The 19528-nt window shown below is 37.1% G+C and carries 18 protein-coding genes; 4 read left to right on the top strand and 14 right to left on the bottom strand.

Going from position 1 to position 19528, the window contains the following annotated elements:
* Positions 1–151: 151 nt before the first annotated feature.
* The 14 genes from NZ923_07000 to truA all read right to left on the bottom strand — a co-directional run bounded on the left by NZ923_07000 (position 152) and on the right by truA (position 15666).
* The gene (locus tag NZ923_07000) at positions 152–1051 is read right to left on the bottom strand and encodes a class A beta-lactamase-related serine hydrolase (GenBank protein ID MCS7229766.1); all 900 of its coding nucleotides are present in this window, start codon (positions 1049–1051) and stop codon (positions 152–154) included.
* A gap of 11 nt (positions 1052–1062) precedes the next feature.
* On the bottom strand, positions 1063–2487 hold the full coding sequence (locus NZ923_06995; protein ID MCS7229765.1) for a sodium:solute symporter family protein: 1425 nt from the start codon (positions 2485–2487) through the stop codon (positions 1063–1065).
* 21 nt (positions 2488–2508) lie between these two features.
* Entirely contained in the window at positions 2509–3690 is a 1182-nt protein-coding gene (locus NZ923_06990; protein MCS7229764.1) for a M24 family metallopeptidase, read from the bottom strand.
* Between the two features lie 150 nt (positions 3691–3840).
* Positions 3841–5259 (bottom strand): class II fumarate hydratase, encoded by a 1419-nt coding sequence (locus NZ923_06985; protein MCS7229763.1) that lies wholly within the window; start codon positions 5257–5259, stop codon positions 3841–3843.
* 71 nt (positions 5260–5330) lie between these two features.
* Entirely contained in the window at positions 5331–6755 is a 1425-nt protein-coding gene (locus NZ923_06980) for an oligosaccharide flippase family protein (GenBank protein MCS7229762.1), read from the bottom strand.
* Positions 6756–6761: 6 nt separating this feature from the next.
* Positions 6762–7724: a GNAT family N-acetyltransferase gene (locus NZ923_06975; GenBank protein MCS7229761.1), complete on the bottom strand. Its 963-nt coding sequence runs from the start codon at positions 7722–7724 to the stop codon at positions 6762–6764.
* An 11-nt stretch (positions 7725–7735) separates the two neighbouring features.
* Positions 7736–8608, bottom strand: coding sequence for a hypothetical protein (locus NZ923_06970; GenBank protein ID MCS7229760.1), 873 nt, complete (start codon positions 8606–8608; stop codon positions 7736–7738).
* A gap of 69 nt (positions 8609–8677) precedes the next feature.
* Positions 8678–10081, bottom strand: a complete 1404-nt coding sequence (gene hslU / locus NZ923_06965) for an ATP-dependent protease ATPase subunit HslU (GenBank protein MCS7229759.1) — start codon at positions 10079–10081, stop codon at positions 8678–8680.
* A 44-nt stretch (positions 10082–10125) separates the two neighbouring features.
* On the bottom strand, positions 10126–10662 hold the full coding sequence (gene hslV, locus NZ923_06960) for an ATP-dependent protease subunit HslV (protein MCS7229758.1): 537 nt from the start codon (positions 10660–10662) through the stop codon (positions 10126–10128).
* Between the two features lie 21 nt (positions 10663–10683).
* Positions 10684–12174, bottom strand: coding sequence for an RNA polymerase factor sigma-54 (gene rpoN, locus NZ923_06955; GenBank protein ID MCS7229757.1), 1491 nt, complete (start codon positions 12172–12174; stop codon positions 10684–10686).
* A gap of 6 nt (positions 12175–12180) precedes the next feature.
* On the bottom strand, positions 12181–12777 hold the full coding sequence (locus tag NZ923_06950) for a DUF3109 family protein (protein MCS7229756.1): 597 nt from the start codon (positions 12775–12777) through the stop codon (positions 12181–12183).
* Positions 12778–12842: 65 nt separating this feature from the next.
* Complete coding sequence (locus NZ923_06945; GenBank protein MCS7229755.1) at positions 12843–14570, bottom strand: DUF1957 domain-containing protein; 1728 nt, start codon at positions 14568–14570, stop codon at positions 12843–12845.
* 20 nt (positions 14571–14590) lie between these two features.
* Positions 14591–14890 (bottom strand): DUF3467 domain-containing protein, encoded by a 300-nt coding sequence (locus NZ923_06940; protein MCS7229754.1) that lies wholly within the window; start codon positions 14888–14890, stop codon positions 14591–14593.
* A 38-nt stretch (positions 14891–14928) separates the two neighbouring features.
* Positions 14929–15666 carry a tRNA pseudouridine(38-40) synthase TruA gene (truA, locus tag NZ923_06935; protein ID MCS7229753.1) on the bottom strand — a complete coding sequence of 246 codons (738 nt, stop codon included), beginning with the start codon at positions 15664–15666 and terminating at the stop codon, positions 14929–14931.
* Positions 15667–15771: 105 nt separating this feature from the next.
* Between truA and NZ923_06930 the strand changes: the two genes are divergently transcribed.
* Genes NZ923_06930 through thiL form a run of 4 tightly spaced genes read left to right on the top strand, consistent with a single transcriptional unit; the run spans position 15772 to position 19523 of the window.
* Positions 15772–17172, top strand: a complete 1401-nt coding sequence (locus tag NZ923_06930; GenBank protein MCS7229752.1) for a cation-efflux pump — start codon at positions 15772–15774, stop codon at positions 17170–17172.
* Positions 17169–18056: a DUF4905 domain-containing protein gene (locus NZ923_06925; protein MCS7229751.1), complete on the top strand. Its 888-nt coding sequence runs from the start codon at positions 17169–17171 to the stop codon at positions 18054–18056. The genes NZ923_06930 and NZ923_06925 overlap by 4 nt, the downstream gene beginning before the upstream one ends.
* The gene (locus tag NZ923_06920; protein MCS7229750.1) at positions 18037–18456 is read left to right on the top strand and encodes a secondary thiamine-phosphate synthase enzyme YjbQ; all 420 of its coding nucleotides are present in this window, start codon (positions 18037–18039) and stop codon (positions 18454–18456) included. The genes NZ923_06925 and NZ923_06920 overlap by 20 nt, the downstream gene beginning before the upstream one ends.
* A 5-nt stretch (positions 18457–18461) precedes the next feature.
* On the top strand, positions 18462–19523 hold the full coding sequence (thiL, locus tag NZ923_06915) for a thiamine-phosphate kinase (protein MCS7229749.1): 1062 nt from the start codon (positions 18462–18464) through the stop codon (positions 19521–19523).
* Positions 19524–19528: the final 5 nt, after the last annotated feature.

Below are 19528 nucleotides of genomic sequence, written 5' to 3'. Positions count from 1 at the left end.
TCAAGAAAAGCGAAGGGATTCCAAAAGCCAAAAAAATCTCTAATTTAAAGGAAACATTTATCACGATTTCACAAAACTTCTCTTCCGAAGCACAGGCGAAATAAGTTTCTCCTAAATTTTTTGAAATTTGAAAGCATATCTATGCATACTATCACTTCAACAACTCAAGCGGGACCCTTGTCCCATACTTTGTAGAGAGCGAAATTCGCCAGAAATGTTCATAAATAATTTTTGAAATTTGCGCTATGACCTCACCTGATGGTTTCAAGTTATAATTGCTCATTACGACGATAACATAAGGATGTCTTGGAAGATAGATTAATCCCCATTCGCAAGTTACACCTTCTATTCCGCCCGGTTTGCTGGCAACCTTAACCTCAGGCGGAAGGTACTTGCCTAAATTTGTTTCTTTTTCCTTTTTAAGTACTTCAAGAACCTGTGAAGAAATTTCCCTGTTTATCACTTCCCCTTTATAAAGCATTTCCATTAGCTTCATTGCTTCAGCGGGGGTTGATAGATTTTCCTCACCTCTCGCAGATGCGTCAGGACGAATCATTTTGCGCTGTAGTTTCGTGTACTTTAATCCAAGATTAACAAGCGTCTTATTAACATTTTCCATCCCGACGAGATCAATAAGTATATTCGTTGCAGTATTATCACTTACAGTGATCATCAAAACAGCAAGATCATAGATGCTCAACTCCGAAAGCCCATCTCCGAATTCCTTAAGCACACCGCTTCCACCAGTTTGATGTTTCTTTTCTATTTTAATTTTGTCAGTCAATTTAAATTTACCTTCGTTTGCTTGTTTCAAAACTTCAATCAAAATCGGTATCTTTATGGCGCTTCCTTGCGGAAAGATCAGGTTTTCATTTATAAAAAATGTCTCGCCCGTGACGAGATTTTTCACCGCAACGCCAACCACACCGTTTGATGTATCAGATATAAATTTTATCTTTTCAAATGTTTTCCTATGCAGTACCTCAAGATTTTCTGGCTGTGCTAAGGCAAAAGAATGAATTAAAAGCATCAAAATTAAAATCTTTCTCACGATTCGTAAAATTAACTTTTATTTTCAATGAATGGCTTCCATTTTTCTGGTGGATCTGGAGGTGTTAACAAACTTACAACTATCAAAACAAGAATTGATCCTGCAGCTGCTGGCAAAACGATGTAATCTGCTTCAAGCAATGGTTTCTTCCTGAACATATTTATAAGTGTTATGATCAAAGTTATCCCCATTCCCGTGGCGATACTTGCAACCCCTCCTGCAGTTGTAACTCTTCTCCAAAGAAATGCCGCAAGAAGCGCAGGTGTTAATCCCGCACCAATCATCGTGTATGCAGTTAAAGCCATTTGCAAAACCGTTTGAAACCGAGTGAGGAGAAGATAACCAAGAAATCCAAGAACCACTATCAAAATTCTCTGTAAAGTGATTATTTGTTTATGCGAAGCATTTGGATTTATAAATCTCTGATATATGTCCCTCACAAGATTTGTGCTCGGCGTTAAAAGGAAACTATTTGCCGTTGAAATTATAATTGCCATCGCTGCAACTATCAACATTATCCCAACGATAGTTGGAAGCCCAATTTCATTTCCATGAGTTGCAAGATGTAATATAACTTTTTCTGACTCTTGCAATTTGAACTTAACACTTGCGAAGACGGCAAGAGCTGTGATTGAAGTTTCAATTATAATTGTACCGATAACCCAAAAAATAACCGCTTGTCTTGCGGATTTAGCATCCTTTGCGCTGAAAAATTTCTGATACATACTTGATTCACCTAAAAGAAGGAAAAATGTCGGAAAGAATACACCCATAGCCCAGATGAAATCCTTTTGCCCGAAAATTGCAAACCTATCTGGAGGCAGTGTTTCTGTTACAGCTGTCCAACCTCCGATGTTGTACAAAACTATCGGCACCGCAAGACCAATGCCAAGCAACATTAAAGTTCCATTTATCACATCCATTGTGACAACTGAGATAAGTCCAGCAAGAGCTGTAAATATAATTACAAAAATAGCAGTAATTATAATTCCCTGTTCAACTGGCAGTCCAGTAACTAAATTTAAAACGAAAGCTCCACCTTTGAATTGATAACTTGCGATCGTCACATATGCAATTACAATCGTTATAGTTCCTAAAATTCTTGCCCACTTATTATATCTTTGCTCAAGTATATCAGGCATGGTATATTGAGCAATTTTCCTAACTCTACCAGCAAGGAAATAAACTATCACAATAGCAACCCAAGCACCAGCAGAAAGCCACAATTCTGAAAACCCAACTCTGTAAGCCAGTCCTGCGCCCGCAATTATGCTTCCAGATCCGATCCATGTCGCAAGCAAAGTTCCAACAAGCTTATAGACAGGTGTTTTCCTTCCAGCAACCATGAAATCTTCTTGAGTTTTGACAGATCTCGTTTTTGTAATACCAACAATAAGCAAAATCAACAGATAAATAATAATCGCTGTTAAAAACATTTCGCGCTCCAACTTTGGTTTTCAATAGATTAAAACAAGTTCTTGTTGTTCCCTCCCTGTTATAAATGCCTCTTTTTTTGAGTTAATGTAGACATTTACCTCGGATCTAACTCCCATCTTTCCAGGAATGTAGATTCCTGGTTCAAGCGAGAAAAGACAACCGGGGACAAGTTTTCTCAAATCTTGAGTTTCAAAATTGTCAATGTTAGCTCCATTTCCATGGACATTTTCACCAATTGAATGTCCCGTGCGATGTGTAAAGAACTCACCATAACCTTTTTCTTGAATATATCTTCTTGCGACATCATCAACTTCCCAACCAGCGACTTCCTGATTCCTGCTCAAGCGATCTTGTAAGAACTTCAAGGCTTCTCTTCTTGCATCTCTAACTATATGGAATGCCTCAACATAATCTTCGGGGGGATTATCACCTATAAACGCACACCATGTGATATCATAAAAAATAGAACCAGGTTGATTTTTCTTCGCCCATAAATCAATTAAAAGTTTATCGCCTGGTTTTATCTCCCTTGCGTTTTCAGGAGTTGGGCAAAAATGTGGATTAGCGGGATGATCATTCACTCCAACGATCGGCGCATCCTCGTTTGAAGTTAGACCTTTATCGTGAAACCTTTTCAATATAAATTGCTGAATCTCGTATTCCGTTTTATATCTTCCACTTCTAACTGCCTTTCTTATTTCTTCAAATGCTTCATCAAGCGTTTCATCAATGAGCTTCCCTGCTTCAAAATGAGTTTTGATAGTTTCTTCATCAATCAATGCTTCAAAGATCTGAACGAGATCTGCAGAAGAAACAACCTCATGCCCAAAGCTTCTGATAAGTTCAATAGTCCCAGCATCAACAATTGAAATATACGGGATAGAATTCAAAGGTGAATATTGCATTGCGATCTTCTTTGGAGCACCAAGTATTTGCTTCAATTTTTCATATAACTCGCGCCAACCAGAGTAATAGTGTTTTTCTCCGGGAAGAAAATCAAGTTTATCTGGTTCAACTCTATGAACAAGTTTTATCGGATTGCCTTCTTTCGGGACAAGATAAAACCATCTTCTTGTCGCAAGCCCTTGAGATGGAAAGCCTAAAATTTTCATCCCAATTTTATCCCTGTTATGAAAATCATAAAAAAGCCATCCATCAAGCCCGAGTTCTGAAAGAGTTTTTTGTATTTTTTCTATTTTCATCTCTCATCCCAAGTTTTTGTTTTAAAAATAAAATCCCACTAAAAATAGACCAACCATTATCCATCCTCTCAACTTGCCCTGTTATTACAAAAAAGCAAGGAGGAGGATGGTTTAATACATCTTTATAAGTTTCAAATTCTCAGCTTTGAATTAACCACCAGCTGATACACCAGCGACAAATCCACCTTCCGTCATTTTTCTTATATCAAGAATTTTGTCAAGTTCATCTTCTTTCATCCATCCGAGTTCAAGGACGACTTCACGAATCGTCTTATTTTCAGCCATTGCTTTTTTAACAATTTGAGCTGCCTTATCATAACCAAGATGAGGAGTTAACGCAGTCGCAAGAATTGCGTTTTGTCCTGCGAGTCGCTCCATATATTCCTTGTTTGCAACGATTCCATTTATACACTTATCAACGAAAACATTGCTTGCATTCGCAAGGATAGTTATTGACTCTAAAAGATTTCTAGCAATGACAGGCAAAGCGACATTGAGTTCAAAATTTCCAGATGAACCTGCTAAAGTTATTACAGAATCATTTCCTATCACCTGCATTGAAACCATCATAACTGCTTCTGGGATAACTGGATTAATTTTTCCCGGCATTATTGATGAACCTGGCTGAAGTGCTGGCAGGCGAATTTCAGCAAGCCCAGCTTGAGGACCTGAGTTCATCCATCTCAAATCGTTTGCAATTTTGTAAAGTGCGACTGCAAGAGCTTTCAGGGCACCACTTAACTCAACTGCTGTGTCCATTGATGCTTGAGCTGCAAAATGATTTCTGGTTTCTTTAAATGGGATACCAGTTTCTTGTGCGAGTGCTTCGGCGATTCTCTTTCCAAACTCTGGATGCGTATTAATTCCAGTGCCAACTGCAGTTCCACCAAGAGCAAGCTCATATAACCTTGGAAGCACCGAATTGATTCTTTCGATTGCGAGTTCAACTTGCGCAGCATAACCGGAAAATTCCTGTCCAAGTCGCACAGGCATAGCATCCATAAGATGTGTCCTTCCTGTCTTTACGATATCGTCAAATTCTTTCGCTTTTTCTAAAAGTGCTTTACGAAGTTTTTCAAGTGCTGGAAGCAATTGTTCTGCAACAGCAATTGCCGCTGAGATGTGAATGCAAGATGGAATCACATCGTTTGATGACTGCCCAAGATTAACATGATCATTCGGATGAACAACATTTTTATCGCCTCTTTTCGCACCAAGAATTTCACAAGCACGGTTTGCTATTACCTCGTTCGCATTCATATTTGTTGATGTGCCTGAGCCTGTTTGGAAAATATCAAGCGGGAAATGATCATCAAGTTTTCCTTCAATAACTTCTTTCGCAGCATCCATTATAGCTTTCGCTTTCGTTTCATCAAGCAAACCAAGCTCAAAATTAACTTTTGCTGCACAATACTTGACTAATCCAATTGCCCTGATAAATGTCCTCGGAAACCTTATACCACTTATTGGAAAGTTTTCAACAGCCCTTTGTGTTTGCGCTCCCCAAAGCGCCCAGGATGGGACTTTTACTTCGCCAAGTGCATCTTTTTCAATTCTAAATTCAGACATTTTTGCTCTCCTCCTTAACTTTTTACTTGTGTTTTCTTACGAGTAAAATTTTTAAAATAAAATTGAAAAATTCAAATCTTTCTCAAAAACCTGACAACGAGAAAGAGATAAATAACGGAAAACAAAACCGCAGGCAAAATAAATTTTAAAATCAAACCGTGAATCAACGAGCTCACAAGATAGCACAAAACCGACAATATCAAAGATGAAATCCATAAAGCCGACATAAACCTAAAAGGCAAAATGTTTGATAAACCTATCCCACCGAGCACCTTTGAAATATAAAGAAGCATTAACAAAGCTTCAACAAAAGTTGAACTAACGACCGCAATCGCAGGTCCAATTAAACCAACTACTTTAACAAGAATAACTCCAAGAGATAAGTTAAAAGCAAGATCAAAAAGTGAAATGAGCATATAGATTTTCTGCTTTCCCAACGCCGATAATACCGAGCTGTAAACCAAAACCCTCACTGGCAAAAACAGAAGATAAATTCTAAAAATTGGTGTGCTTTCAACATATTTCTCGGAAAACAAGATTACAACAAACTCTTCAGCGAAGAACAAGAGAAACGAAAAAGTTGGAATTATAAACATTGATGTCGTGCGAACGACATCCCTTATAAGATGAGCAACATCCAGGCCTCTGCCATTTGCATATAACCTGCTGATCTCCGGAAACACAACCGAAGCAAAAGAGCTCGTTATCAAAGAGACAATCGGCAATTCCCTCGCCCCAATCGTATAAATCGCATAAACCTCACTTGGAAAATTATTTGCAACTATATATTTATCAACCTGCTTTGAAACCAAAGCACCAATATGCCCAACGATGAGAGGAGATGTAAATAGCAAGATCTCTTTTATGTGCGGGAACAAATTATTTCCACCTTTCAAATTAACATTCCAAAATTTCCGTATCAAACTCCAAGTGTAAACAAATCTGAAAAGCGCAATCACAGAAAGACATATAAAAATGAAATCCACGCTCATTTTATATAAAATAGTTAAAACAACGGCAAAAGCATATCCAACTATTGTCAGCGTCGTGACTTTGAATAAAGTTTTAAATTCATTTTTTAAAATTAGAATTGCATCAAGCACAATTGATGGAAACGAAAAAAGAGAGAAAATTGCAAATGCAGGAAAATCTTGAGCAAATCTCGGATTTTTTATGAATTTTGCTATTTCAGAACTTAACAGAAAAAGAAAAAATGTTACCATAAGTCCAACGAACAATAAAAACCAAAAGATCTCCGTGATATAATCGCCGGCGTTTTCTTTTGATCCGAAAAAATAAATTGAGCTCGTAAACGCAAATGACGCCACCGGGAAAATTGTGTTAAAAATAAGCCAAAATTGATCATAGGAAGCAAATTCAGATCTCGTAAAGTATCGTGCTAATATAATCGTCACAACAAGAAGCCCAAGCAAATTTACAACTTTTGATAAGCTTACGAACCCGGCCTTTTTAACTATTATAAAATTTTCACGCATTTTTGATCAAATGAAAAATTTCACAAGTCCTTTAGCAAAACTTACATCAAAGGAAATTCTAATATCCCCACCAAATTGCATTTTAAAGAAAGCGACGCTTTGAATATCCGCGCCACAGAAATCAAACTCTCTCACACCCTGCGACGACAGATCCTCAAGTATTTTCCAAACGAGGAAATGAGTTGCGCTGTTTATCTCTCTTTCACCCATCCCGGCAATCACATCATATGCTTTACCGTTCCATATAGATACGCCGCGAGAAGCGATCACTTGATTATTTTTATCAACGAGATGATAAACTGTCAATAAATTTTTTTCTACAAGATTTTGAATAAGTCGTTTGAGTTCATCCAAGCCAATAAAAAATCTACCTCCCGTCCTTTCAAAGCTTAAAATTTGATGTTCTGCAAGTTTATCAGCCCACTTGGTTCTAACAACATTCAAACCGCGCTCTTGAGCATCTTTTATTTTCCTTTTTAACGAATTGCTAAATCCATCCCAAATCTTTTCGGTGGATTCAAGAGAAAGTACAAATGTATGTCTCGGCAAGATTTTATATCCGAGCCATTTAAACTGTCTGATATCATCAATCGTGTAATGAAGTTTGAAGTTAAAGAAATCAAGTTCTCTTCTCAAATACTCGTGAATTTTGAGGATTGCTTCGTTTTTTTCAGATATGATCTTCTGTCGTTTCTCTTTTTGGAAAGTGCCAAATAATATCCCGCTGTAATACGAAAAAAGAAGCGGCGTTGAAACACGAAAATAAAGTTTCCTTCGCAAAGGATAAATCAGCCCAGCGATTGTTTCTTCGCCTTTTTTGACAAATAAAATGTTAACTGAAAAGTTGAAAAACTCGCTGTAGGTTTTTAACCAATCATAGCTTTGGAATGGATTTGATTGTGCGGAGGATAAATTGAATTTGTCCCAGTCGTCAAAGTTTTGTGAAGTCTCAATGTAAAGTTGAGCCATATGTTGACTTTTTATTTCAGAAGCCCAACAAGTCTAGCTATAAATTCAAGAGCTTGCTGGTTTAAAAATATGATCACAAAAAGTAAAACTGCGAACATTATTGTAAATTTTTTATCCAACTTCGTTAACTCCGCTTTTATTTCCATCCTAAGCTCACTGATTCTGGATTCAAACAATTCTTTCGTGATAAAATCTCGCCTTACTTCGGACCTAAGCAACTCAATTTCATTATGAACTTCGGTTTTGAAGGTATCAATTTCAGCACGGACTTCTGATCTAAAAGATTTAATCTCATTGTGAAATTCGGTTTTGAAGGTATCAATTTCAGCATGAACTTCTGATCTAAAAGATTTAATCTCATTGTGAAATTCGGTTTTGAAGGCGTCAATTTCAGCGCGAACTTCTGATCTAAAAGATTTAATCTCATTGTGAACTTCGGTTTTGAAAGTATTAATTTCAGCGCGAAATTCTGCCTTAAAAGATTCAATCTGATCGCGAACTTCGGTTTTGAAAGTATTAATTTCAGCACGGACTTCTGCTCTAAAAGATTCAATCTCATTGCGAACCTCAGTTTTGAAAGCCTCAATATCAGCGTGAACTTGAGCTCTAAAGTTGTCAAACTTATCATAAATTTCGTTTCTTAAACTATCAAATTTACCGTAAATTTCATTTCTTAAATTATCAAACCCATCATAAATTCTTGACTCAAAAGCCTTAATCTCGTTTCTTATTTCTGTTACTATTTCATCTTTTGAAACAGCCCACTTATATTCCGTTGCTTCGGAGATCGCCGTTTCAAGTGATTTTACAACTTTCTTAGCATCCTCTCGCCCTAAAGATTTCTCAAATGCCTCGTATACTTCAATCGGAAGCGTTACAGGCATGTTTTAACATTTTTTTGATTTAAGTTAAAAATTTTATCACTAAATATCAATAGCAATAGGGCTTAAACTTTATAAAATGTATCGGCTTAAATCACGATCTTTAACTATCGGTGCGAGTTTCTCCTGGACAAATTCTTTTGTTATTAAAATCTTCTGTCCTTTTAAATTTGGAGCGTCAAATAAGATATCCTCAAGAAGCGTCGTCATAACTGTTTGAAGTCGTCTTGCCCCGATGTTTTCAAGTTGTTCATTTACTTGAGCTGCATAACGAGCGATCTCCCGTATTGCTTCATCTGTAAACTCAAGTTCAACTCCTTCAGTTTCAAGAAGCGCCTTATATTGTTTTATCAAAGCATTCTCTGGCAATGTGAGAATTTTTACAAAATCTTCCTCAGTTAATGGATTTAACTCAACTCTTATCGGAAATCTACCTTGAAGTTCGGGGATAAGATCGCTTGGTTTCGCAACATGAAAAGCACCTGCAGCTATGAAAAGTATATGATCTGTTTTCACAATTCCATATTTTGTCATAACATTTGAACCCTCAACTATTGGCAACAAATCTCTTTGCACTCCTTCTCTTGAAACATCGGGTCCGACTGTGTAACCACCTGGATTCGCAATTTTGTCAATTTCATCTATAAACACGATCCCAAGATTTTCAACTCTTCTTTTTGCTTCTTTTATAACTGCCTCCATGTCAATTAATTTTTGAGCCTCTTCTTGAATAAGATAATTTCTTGCTTCAGCGATCGTCATCTTTCTTTTTTTATACCTTTTTGGGATCACCGTTTCAATAAAATCTTGCATATTCATTGAGAGATCATCAATAGGAAATGGACCGACGATCTGCATACCAGATAGAGATTGGGAGGATACTTCTATTTCTATCGTCCTTGAATCAAGTTTTCCTTCCCGTAATTGCTTTCTTAGTTTTTCTCTCGTTTGCTTCATTTCATCATTTTCGTAATCATCATAGTATTCTTCGCCTTCGTCATGTTTTTTCTTCTTCCTCTTTGGCAATAATATGTCCAACAGTCTTTCTTCAGCAAGTTCTCTTGCGCGATCTTTGATTTCCTCCATTTTTTCGGTTCTAACCATGTTAACCGCAATATCAACGAGTTCTCTTATCATTGATTCAACATCTCTTCCGACATATCCGACCTCTGTAAACTTAGAAGCTTCAACTTTAACAAAGGGAGCATTTGCCAACTTTGCGAGCCGACGTGCGATCTCAGTTTTTCCAACACCAGTCGGACCAATCAAAATTATGTTGTTGGGAGTTATCTCTTCTCTTAACTCACCTTGAACCTGTTGCCTTCTCCACCTATTTCGGAGAGCAATAGCAACAGCTCTTTTGGCTTGATCTTGTCCAATTATGTATTTGTTAAGTTCCTTAACTATTTCCTCGGGTGTTAGTTCCTTTAAATCTCTTCTCTGCTTTAGTTCTATTTCGTTTTCTCCCTTGTTCATTTGATTTCTAATCATCGCTTTTCCATCTTTTGATTTTTTTAATCTCAAAGTTCTTCAATTATGATATTATGGTTCGTATAAATACAAATATCAGCGGCGACTTTTAAAGATTCCTCAACTATTTCCCGAGCCGAAAGATTTGAATGTTTCACGAGAACTTTAGCTGCTGCAAGAGCATAGCTTCCGCCAGAGCCAATTGCAACTATCTTGTCATCTGGTTCAATTACATCTCCGGTTCCTGAAATTATCAATGCGTTTTCCTTGTCCATCACAGCGAGCAATGCGTTCAGCTGACGAAGATATTTATCCATCCTCCAATCTTTAGCAAGCTCGGTTGCAGCACGAAGAAGGTTGCCTTTGTATTGCTCAAGCTTTGCCTCAAATCTTTCCATCAGAGCAAGGGCGTCAGCTGAAGCACCAGCAAAACCAACAAGTATTTTGTTGTTGTAGATCTTCCTTACCTTTCTTGCACCATGTTTCATTACTGTTTCCGAAAGCGTCACTTGTCCATCTCCACCCATCACCGCTTGTCCATTATGAATTAAACCAAGTATTGTTGTTGATCTTATAATTTTCCCCACTTTAAAAATCGTGATTTGTTTTTATTCAATTCTTCTCCTCAATCTTGCAGTTGGAATTCCAAGCTGATCTCTGTATTTTGCAACAGTTCGCCTTGCGATGTTAAATCCTTGAGCTCGCAAGATCTCTGCAATTTGCTCGTCGCTTAGCGGTTTACGAGGATCCTCTTGACTAATTATTTCTTTTATTTTTTCTTTAACCTCTTTATTTGAAACCTCATTTCCATCAACAGTGTTAATTTTTTCGCTGAAAAGATCCCTTAATTTATAAATACCGTAATCCGTTTGGACATATTTTTGATTTACCGCCCTGCTTACCGTTGAAATATCTACGCCCGCTCTCTCGGCAACATCTTTATAGATCATTGGCTTCAGCGATTCCCCAGTTTCAAAGAATTCTCTCTGCAATTCAACTATAGCTTTCATAATCTTCAATAGCGTTTCCCTTCGCTGATAAATAGAGATGACAAACCATTTAGCCCTTGAAAACTGTTTCTTCAGTTCCTCTTTTAATTCCGAATTGATATTCTTTTGCTTCTTTAAGATATCGTAATAACTCCTGTTCAAACGGATGCTGGGAATTCTTTTTTCGTTCAAAGTTATGACGAATTCATTACCAATCCTCTCAACAATAAAATCGGGAACGATATATTCTTGCACAATGCTTTTCCCCTCTCCAGGCTTTGGATTCAACCGTTGTATTATTTGAAAAACTTCCTTGAGTTTTTGTTCACTTAGCCCAAACTTTTTGACCAATTCATTATATCTTTTCTTCATAAAATCATCATATGCGGTGCTTAAAATTTTAACAGCAAGTTCCTTCTTATCCTCCGGAAAATCTCCCACTTCCAGTTGGACGAGGAGACATTCTTTTAAATCTCTCGACCCTATTCCTGGCGGATCAAGCCGTTGAATTTTTTTGAGAACACTTTCAACCTCTTGAGCTGTCACCTCCATTTTCTCTCCAAGCCGTAAATCTTCGGCTATTTCCTCAACGCTCCTTGTGAGGTATCCATCATCATCAATATTGCCAAGAATTTCTTCGGCTATTCTTATTTCTTTATCATCTTCAGCGACAGCCATAAATTGTTTTAAAAGTCTTTCGTTAAGTGGCTCAATAGATGGAGGTTGCCAAGGCAGCTCGTCCTCAAGTTCTTCTCCAACTACATCCTTCGTTTTAGGAATAAACGCCTCCTCATCTTGAAGAACTTTAACGAAATCCTCAAATGTATATTCTTCCTCTTTCTTTGGTTGTTTGTCCCCAGTTATTTCTTCATATTCCTCTTCTAACTCCTGTTTCACTGCTTGATCCAAATCTTCTTCTTCCGAAAGCTCAAGTTCATACACTTCATCAAGCGATGTCTCAATTCCTTCCTCAAGAAATGGGTTTTGTTCAAGCTCTTCTTGGATCTTTTGCTCAAGTTGAACAACAGGGACTTGAAGAAGCTTTAGGTATTGAATTTGCTGTGGTGTTAGCTTTGTTTCTAAAGTTTGATGTTGTCCATATTTTAACACTTTTCTTCACCTCCTGTTATTTAAGGATTTAATTTGAGACACCATTTTGTTATACCATTCCTGTCCAAAATATCTCACCAAGGCGGGTTTAACAAATTCATAAAGTTTTACCTTTTCCTTCTCTCCCTTTTCAACAGCTGGATTACATTCTTTTATCTTGACGTATTTTAGAGCTTCACCTCCAACTAAAGCCCCGTTTATCCCGTAATTTCTCAAGGGGAAAAGATGACACGAGATGGGCTTTCTAAAATTAATCTCTCCCTTCAAAAAAGCTTTCTCAAATGAACACCTTGCAACACCATCTTCCCAAAAAACAAAAACACACTCTCTCTTATCAACGCACATGGTTGAATATCCAGTTTCGCTCTTCTCATAAAAACCGTATTTTTCAATGAACTTAAGATTTTTTTCAGGTAGATATCGCTTAACAATTGAAAGAACATCTTGAATTATTTCAATCTCCTCTTCAAGAAGAGGGGCTCCGAAATCACCCTCCATAAAACAGCAAGCACCTTTACACTTTTCAACATCGCACATAAAGTATGAAGTTGCAACTTTCGGATCAACATAGATGCCATCTATGAGTATTGGCTTCAAACTCATAAAAAATGAAGAAAAATTTTACTTCTGACAGCAATTTCTATGCCAAAAGTAAAATAATAAAAAAATCACGGAAATTCAACCTCAGCCCACCATTTCAAATCAATCTCGTTAAAAATATTGTCCCTTTCAGCACATCCCACGACGAAATTCCATTCCTCAAAGCTTAACTCGCCGGTGTTGATATATTTTTCTATTATGTCAGCTATCCTATTGAAGTTTTCGTTATGAAAAACAACTCTCATTTCAGCATAATCACGAGCTGATATAGTTGAAATTAAAAATTGCCAATCGGAGGCCTGAAGAAGCAAAAGTTCACGCGCAAGCTGTTTCATCATAAAGACCAATTTTTCATCGCTTGAATTTGAATACCTTTTTGCTAACTCATGCATTCTAATCTCGTTAGCGTATATATGCCTCCAAGTCCACTCTGTATCTTTGTTAAGCCAAATATAATGATAACCTCCTTCACCCCACGAGCCTTCGGGAAGAGAGATAACTGTTGACGGATTGATTTTATCTATCGCTTCAGAAGCAGTAGCAGGTTTTACGAAACTTGAATTGTTCAATTTTTGAAATACCTTCTTTAAAAACCTTGGACCTTCAAACCACCAATGTCCAAAAAGTTCCGTATCATATGGTGCTGTTAAAACACCAACTTTGCCAGTTTTTTCAAAATGTTCTTTTAATGTTGCTGTTATAAGTTCAACAAAATGCGAAGAATTTTCCTCAAGCCGAGATTCAACTTTGTCAATTTCATATTCAAGCTTATCTGCAAGATCTGCCTTTGAATTTGTCACACGCCAATATCTCAAACCACTTGGGAATTTCTTCTTATGAAAATCAAGATACCATCCATCTCCAGGATATCCCCACTCTCCACTCCATACCTGTAGTCCTGTTTTCGGATCTCGCGTTAAAACAGCAACTGGTTTTTTCTCAGGCTTTCCAGAACCAACAAGATAAATTTCATATGGGGATTTTTCTTCCTCAGGTCTATACCTAACTTGTGCTTCAAACTGCTCCCATAATTTTTTCAATCCTTCAAATCTCTCAAGGTAAACCCCGATCGTCTTCCCACCTTTTAAAGTTGCAGTGTCAACGATGAAAAACTCAATCCCATTTTCTGATAAAAACTCTTCAACACCTTTCCTTTCATACTCAAGGACATCAAAATTATTTTCAGGTTGAACTGGCATTTTCCATCTGTATCCCGGCCTATACGCACATTCAGGAAGCCATATACCCTTTGGTTTCCGTCCAAAATATTTTTCATAAACTCTGACGCCAAGCTTAATCTGTGCTTGAACGCTCGTGTCAAGCGCAAGAAGTGGCAAATAACCATGGGTCGCAGCACAAGTAATTATTTCAAGATGCCCAGAATCTTGAAGCTCACGAAATGCAGAAATTAAATTTTCAGAATATCTATTTGTAAAGCTATCCAAAACATTCTGATAGTATTCCTTCCAAAACTTTGCGATCCCTGCAAGATTTTTCCTTCCGGTTCTTACAAATTCAATTTCGTCTTGTTCAGCAAGTTCTATTCTCATTTGAAGATACTGTAGAAATTCCGCAACAAACTCTCTACTTGCGAGTTGTTCCGCAAGCACAGGCGAGATATTGATTGTAACTTTGAAATTTACACCTTCATCTTTTAATTCATTAAAAATGTTAAGAAGTGGGATATAACATTCGCTTGCTGCTTCATTCAACCAATCCATTCCATGTGGCCATCTACCGTGCCCAATGACATAAGGAAGATGTGTGTGAAGGACAAGGACAAAATAACCATACATATGAAAACTCCATTTTGATTTTACGGTTTAAAACCAAGTGTTTTCTGATCGGTTTCACCAAAAATTTTTATCTCTCCAAATGTCGCTTCGTATTTTTTGATGTTATCATCAAGAGCTTTAAGCAAAAGCTTCGCATGTTGCGGTGTCATTATTATTCTGGCAAATACCTTTGCTTTCGGCACACCCGGGAGAATCCTTGTAAAGTCAATCACAAATTCCGCAGGTGAGTGAGTGATGATGGCAAGATTTGAATAAATTCCCTCAGCTTCTTTCTCCCCAAGCTCAATGTTGATCTGCTGTGCGATGGTTTGTTCGTTCATCTTTTTTATTTTTAATATAACTCTTTTTGAGTTAGTGTTCAAGAATTGGCGTATTTGACCTCTTCAAGGAAAAGACCACAAGCTGGTGCGTGCATTATCTCAACATCGTTGAATTTTTCAAATAAAATTCTTTTGAAAACTTCAAACTCAATTCTGCCCCTTGCTACATCAACCATCGCTCCAACAAGACCCCTGACCATGCCGTAAAGGAATCTATCAGCCGTGATCTCAAAAATTAATTTTTCGCCATCGGCTTTCCAGCCTGCTCTTTTGACATTGCAAATGTAGTTTTTAACATTCGCCCCCTTTTTTGAAAAAACTTCAAAATCAAACTTCCCAACGATTATTTCCGCACATTTTTCAAGCTTCTCAAAATCAACCTCATACTTAAGAAACCAAAAATAATTTCTTCCTATCGCAACTTTATTCCTCGTGATAAAGTATCTGTAAGTTTTCTCCACAGCATCATATCTTGCGTGGAAACTTAAGCTCACATCCTCAACTTTGTGAATAACAATATCATCAGGAAGTATCGCATTTAGTGCCTTTTTAAGATTTTCCGTTGGGATTTTGCTTTCACATTTAAAATTTGCAACCTGCCCACGAGCATGAACGCCAGCATCAGTTCTGCTTGCTCCAATCAAGTTGACATCTTCACCTATTATTTGCTTTACAGCTTTTTTGATCTCACCTTGCACGCTTCTTCCGTTCGGCTGAATTTGCCATCCGACAAAGTTAGTTCCGTCATATTCAATCAAAAGCTTGATGTTTCGCATCAACGAAAGTTATTTGTTTTAAAAATTCCGCAATTTTCAAAGTTTGCAATTGCATTTTTTACTGAATAAATTTAAAAAAATTTTAAAGTTTAATCCCAAGATCCTATGGAAACTCAAGCAAGCATTGAAAAGCAAAAAGCAGCGTTGAGCTCGGTTATCGCAGCTGTTTTTTTGACAGGGATTAAGCTCGTAGTTGGTTTAATGACAAAAAGCTTGGGAATTCTTTCAGAAGCTGCTCATAGCGGACTTGATCTCGTTGCAGCCGGGATGACATATTTCGCCGTGAAGATCGCCGATAAACCTGCAGATAGAGAACACACATACGGACATGGTAAATTTGAAAATCTATCAGCTCTTTTTGAAACATTGCTCCTTCTTGTAACCTGCGGTTGGATAATATATGAAGCAATTGAAAGAATTTTCTTCTATGAAGTTCATATAGAAGTTAATTTCTGGAGTTTTGCTGTTATAGTTACTGCCATTATCATTGATTACTCACGCTCAAGAATTTTGTTCAAAACAGCAAAGAAATATAATAGTCAAGCACTTGAAGCTGACGCTTTACATTTCAGCACCGATATTTTAAGCTCTGCTGTTGTCATAGTTGGTTTAATAGGTGCGGGGTTGGGATTTCATAAAGCTGACGCTTTCGCTGCTCTTGTTGTCTCTGGGATCGTCATATGGATAAGTTTACGGCTCGGCAAAAGAACTATTGATATGCTAACGGACAGGATACCAGATGTGAACCTTGTGGAAAAAATAAAAAATAGAGTTCTCAGAATTGACGGTGTCGTGAATTGTAAAAACATAAGAGTAAGACAAGCAGGTTCAAAATCTTTTGTTGATATGATTGTTGATATTAAAAGAACAATACCATTTGAACACGCACATCGCATCATGAATCTAATTGAAGATGAAATCAAACAAATAATTCCAAATGTTGATATCGTAATTCACTCCGAACCCGTTGAGACAAGTGATGAGACGATAATTGACAAAGTCAAAATGCTACTAATTGGCTCAGGTATGTCCGCACATAACATTGAAGTCCAAAAAGTAAATGATAGATACTTTGTTGATCTTCATCTTGAAGTTGGAGCAACTCAAACGCTTGAAGAGGCGCATAAAGTAGCAAGCAAAATTGAGGAACAAATAAAACAAAAACTTCCAGATGTTGAAAAAATTTCAATTCACATAGATGAGGACAGCGACATGATAAAAGAAACGAAAATAGTTAACGACAGATGTGATGAAATGATCCAGAAAATAGAAGAAATCGCAAAATCACAAAAGGGCGTTCTTGATTGCAGAGATATAACCGTTATGGAAATAGATGGAAAATATAAAGTCACGATGAATTGCCTACTTGACAGCTCACTTTCTCTTTCCGAAGCCCATGAAATAGCAACAACAATTGAAAACAAAATTTACCTTGACATAAAAGAAGTATCAAAAGTAATAGTCCACGCAGAACCAGAAACGAAATCAGAAAAAGATAAAAAATGAAACTATTCCAATCCCGAAAGAAGATAAAACCCCTTTGGGTTTTCAAATCCCCAGAGAACTTCAAAATATGGAAAATCTTTCCAACAAGATTTGATAAAATTTTGTGCGAATTGAGAAACATTGATAAAAAAATGGTTAAATTCGTTTGCCTTTCAACAATAAATGGGAAACTGGTTTGGGAAAATCTTAACATTGATGAACCGTGGTGGATCCAAATATCTGATTCGGATGAAGAATTGTTTTTTGTATGCGAATTCAAACGACCTGATTTCCCAATTCAAGGAAAAATCTACGCCGTCAACTCCGAAGATGGGAAAATTCTGTGGGAGAACGATACCTACAATTTTCTCTTTGCTTTAAATGGAAAAGTTTATACCGCGAAAAACTTGATAGAACACAGATCTTTCTTTGAGCTTGACTCAAGAACTGGCGAAATCATCCGAGAGCTTGGAGAAGATACAGATTTTATAAACGAATTGAAAGAAATAAAATCAGAAAGCATGAGATTCATTGAAACACCATTGCCTTTTGATGAAAACCTTCCAAACTACGACGAAATATCTGAAAATGTAAAATTATTTATTCAAAACGCTGATCCAAGATTCACGCCAGAAATTCTGACAAAAGAAAACTTCGCAATTCTAAATTACCACACTTTAAACAAACCAAAACTTCCTCTTGAGATAGAAAAATTTTCAAACATACTTAAGATAGTTGACATTGAAAGGAGCGAAGTTATATATGAGGATGTCCTCTACTCCGACCTTTCCTTCTTTATCCCAGATGCCTTTTTCTGCAAAGATGACTTGGTTTTCTATGTGAAAAATCAAACCGAGTTAATTACAATAAAATTGCCGTTGGCTTATGAAAGTTATAACGGATAAATTAACAGTTTCAACAAAGGGATTTAACGACATAATTGACATAACCGAACAAGTCCAGTTAATTTTGAAAAAACACCAATTAAAAAACGGGAATGTAACAATTTTCGTTTCCGGTTCTACCGCAGGTGTGACGACAATTGAGTATGAGCCGGGCTTACTAAAAGACCTTCAAGAAGCATTTGAGAGAATCGCTCCAATGGATAAACGATATCATCATGATTCAAGGTGGGGTGATGATAACGGCTACGCCCATGTAAGAGCTTCAATCCTTGGCGCATCTTTGACAGTTCCGTTTTCAGAAGGGAAGCTGCTCGTCGGCACATGGCAACAAATCGTCCTTGTTGACTTTGACAACCGCCCGAGGACAAGAAACATAATTGTCCAAATAATCGGAGAATGAATTTTATGAACGAGAGTTTCACCGAAATCTCACAAATTGGAGAGTTTGGATTAATCGCAAGACTTAATGAAATAATCCAGCCTTACCGTGACTCTTTTATAATTAAAGGAATTGGAGACGATGCAGCTGTTTATATACCAACGGAAGGTAAAGTTCAAGTTGTCACGACAGATGCCTTGATTGAAGGTATTCATTTTGATCTTACATTTGTCTCGCTACGAAATCTCGGTTGGAAAGCAATGGTTGTTAACTTAAGCGACCTTGCTGCGATGCTTGCAATCCCAAGATATGCTTTGATTACGATCGCTATACCGAGAAAAATTTCCGTTGAAATGATGGAAAATTTATATTTCGGAATTAAATCAGCCTGCAACGAATTTAATTTTTCACTTATCGGTGGAGATACGACAACAACATTTGGAAATATGGCGATATCCGTAACAATGATAGGTGAAGCAAACAAAGATGAAATCCCATACCGCAGTGGAGCAAAGGTCGGTGATTACATCTGTGTAACAGGAACGCTGGGATTATCGTATGCAGGATTGAAGATCCTCCTTCGTGAGAAGAAAAAATTTATGGAAGCGGAAGATAAACAAAATTTTAAACCAAATTTTGAACCGTTTCTGAAAGCAATTGAAAAACATCTTAAACCTATACCACGGCTTGATGTGGCAAGTAAATTAAAAGATTTGAAAGTGAAAGTTAATTCAATGATTGATATAAGCGATGGACTTTCATCAGACCTAAGACATATTTGCAGACAAAGCAATGTCGGCGCAGAAATTTACGAAACAAGCTTGCCAGTAGATGACCTCGTCAAAAAAATTGCGAAAGATGAATTCAACGAAGATTATTTGATGTATGTCCTACACGGTGGAGAAGATTACGAACTTCTATTCACGGTATCCGAAAATGAACTTAAAAAGTTAAACGAACTATATAACGAAGTCAAAGTCATCGGACGAATTCTTGATCGTGAACAAGGAATTAAGTTGATAAAAGAAGACAAAAGCGAAGTTGACATTGAAACAGGTGGTTGGGATCATTTCAAAACTAAAATTTAGAAAAG

Origin of the sequence: Candidatus Kryptonium sp. (assembly GCA_025060635.1) — a bacterium.
Classification (GTDB): Bacteria; Bacteroidota; Ignavibacteria; order Kryptoniales; family Kryptoniaceae; genus Kryptonium.
Note: the sequence above shows the minus strand (reverse complement) of the source record. Positions and strands in the feature narration are given on the sequence as shown.

Bases quoted from the DNA above. Each gene is read 5' to 3' on its own strand.
- NZ923_06920 (MCS7229750.1), top strand. From the start codon at position 18,037: ATGAAAGTTATAACGGATAAATTAACAGTTTCAACAAAGGGATTTAAC.
- NZ923_06940 (MCS7229754.1), bottom strand. From the start codon at position 14,890: ATGAACGAACAAACCATCGCACAGCAGATCAACATTGAGCTTGGGGAG.
- NZ923_06950 (MCS7229756.1), bottom strand. From the start codon at position 12,777: ATGAGTTTGAAGCCAATACTCATAGATGGCATCTATGTTGATCCGAAA.
- truA (MCS7229753.1), bottom strand. From the start codon at position 15,666: ATGCGAAACATCAAGCTTTTGATTGAATATGACGGAACTAACTTTGTC.
- NZ923_06995 (MCS7229765.1), bottom strand. From the start codon at position 2,487: ATGTTTTTAACAGCGATTATTATTTATCTGTTGATTTTGCTTATTGTT.
- NZ923_06980 (MCS7229762.1), bottom strand. From the start codon at position 6,755: ATGCGTGAAAATTTTATAATAGTTAAAAAGGCCGGGTTCGTAAGCTTA.
- NZ923_06970 (MCS7229760.1), bottom strand. From the start codon at position 8,608: ATGCCTGTAACGCTTCCGATTGAAGTATACGAGGCATTTGAGAAATCT.
- NZ923_06985 (MCS7229763.1), bottom strand. From the start codon at position 5,259: ATGTCTGAATTTAGAATTGAAAAAGATGCACTTGGCGAAGTAAAAGTC.
- NZ923_06975 (MCS7229761.1), bottom strand. From the start codon at position 7,724: ATGGCTCAACTTTACATTGAGACTTCACAAAACTTTGACGACTGGGAC.
- thiL (MCS7229749.1), top strand. From the start codon at position 18,462: ATGAACGAGAGTTTCACCGAAATCTCACAAATTGGAGAGTTTGGATTA.
- NZ923_06990 (MCS7229764.1), bottom strand. From the start codon at position 3,690: ATGAAAATAGAAAAAATACAAAAAACTCTTTCAGAACTCGGGCTTGAT.
- hslU (MCS7229759.1), bottom strand. From the start codon at position 10,081: ATGAACAAGGGAGAAAACGAAATAGAACTAAAGCAGAGAAGAGATTTA.
- NZ923_06925 (MCS7229751.1), top strand. From the start codon at position 17,169: ATGAAACTATTCCAATCCCGAAAGAAGATAAAACCCCTTTGGGTTTTC.
- NZ923_06930 (MCS7229752.1), top strand. From the start codon at position 15,772: ATGGAAACTCAAGCAAGCATTGAAAAGCAAAAAGCAGCGTTGAGCTCG.
- NZ923_06945 (MCS7229755.1), bottom strand. From the start codon at position 14,570: ATGTATGGTTATTTTGTCCTTGTCCTTCACACACATCTTCCTTATGTC.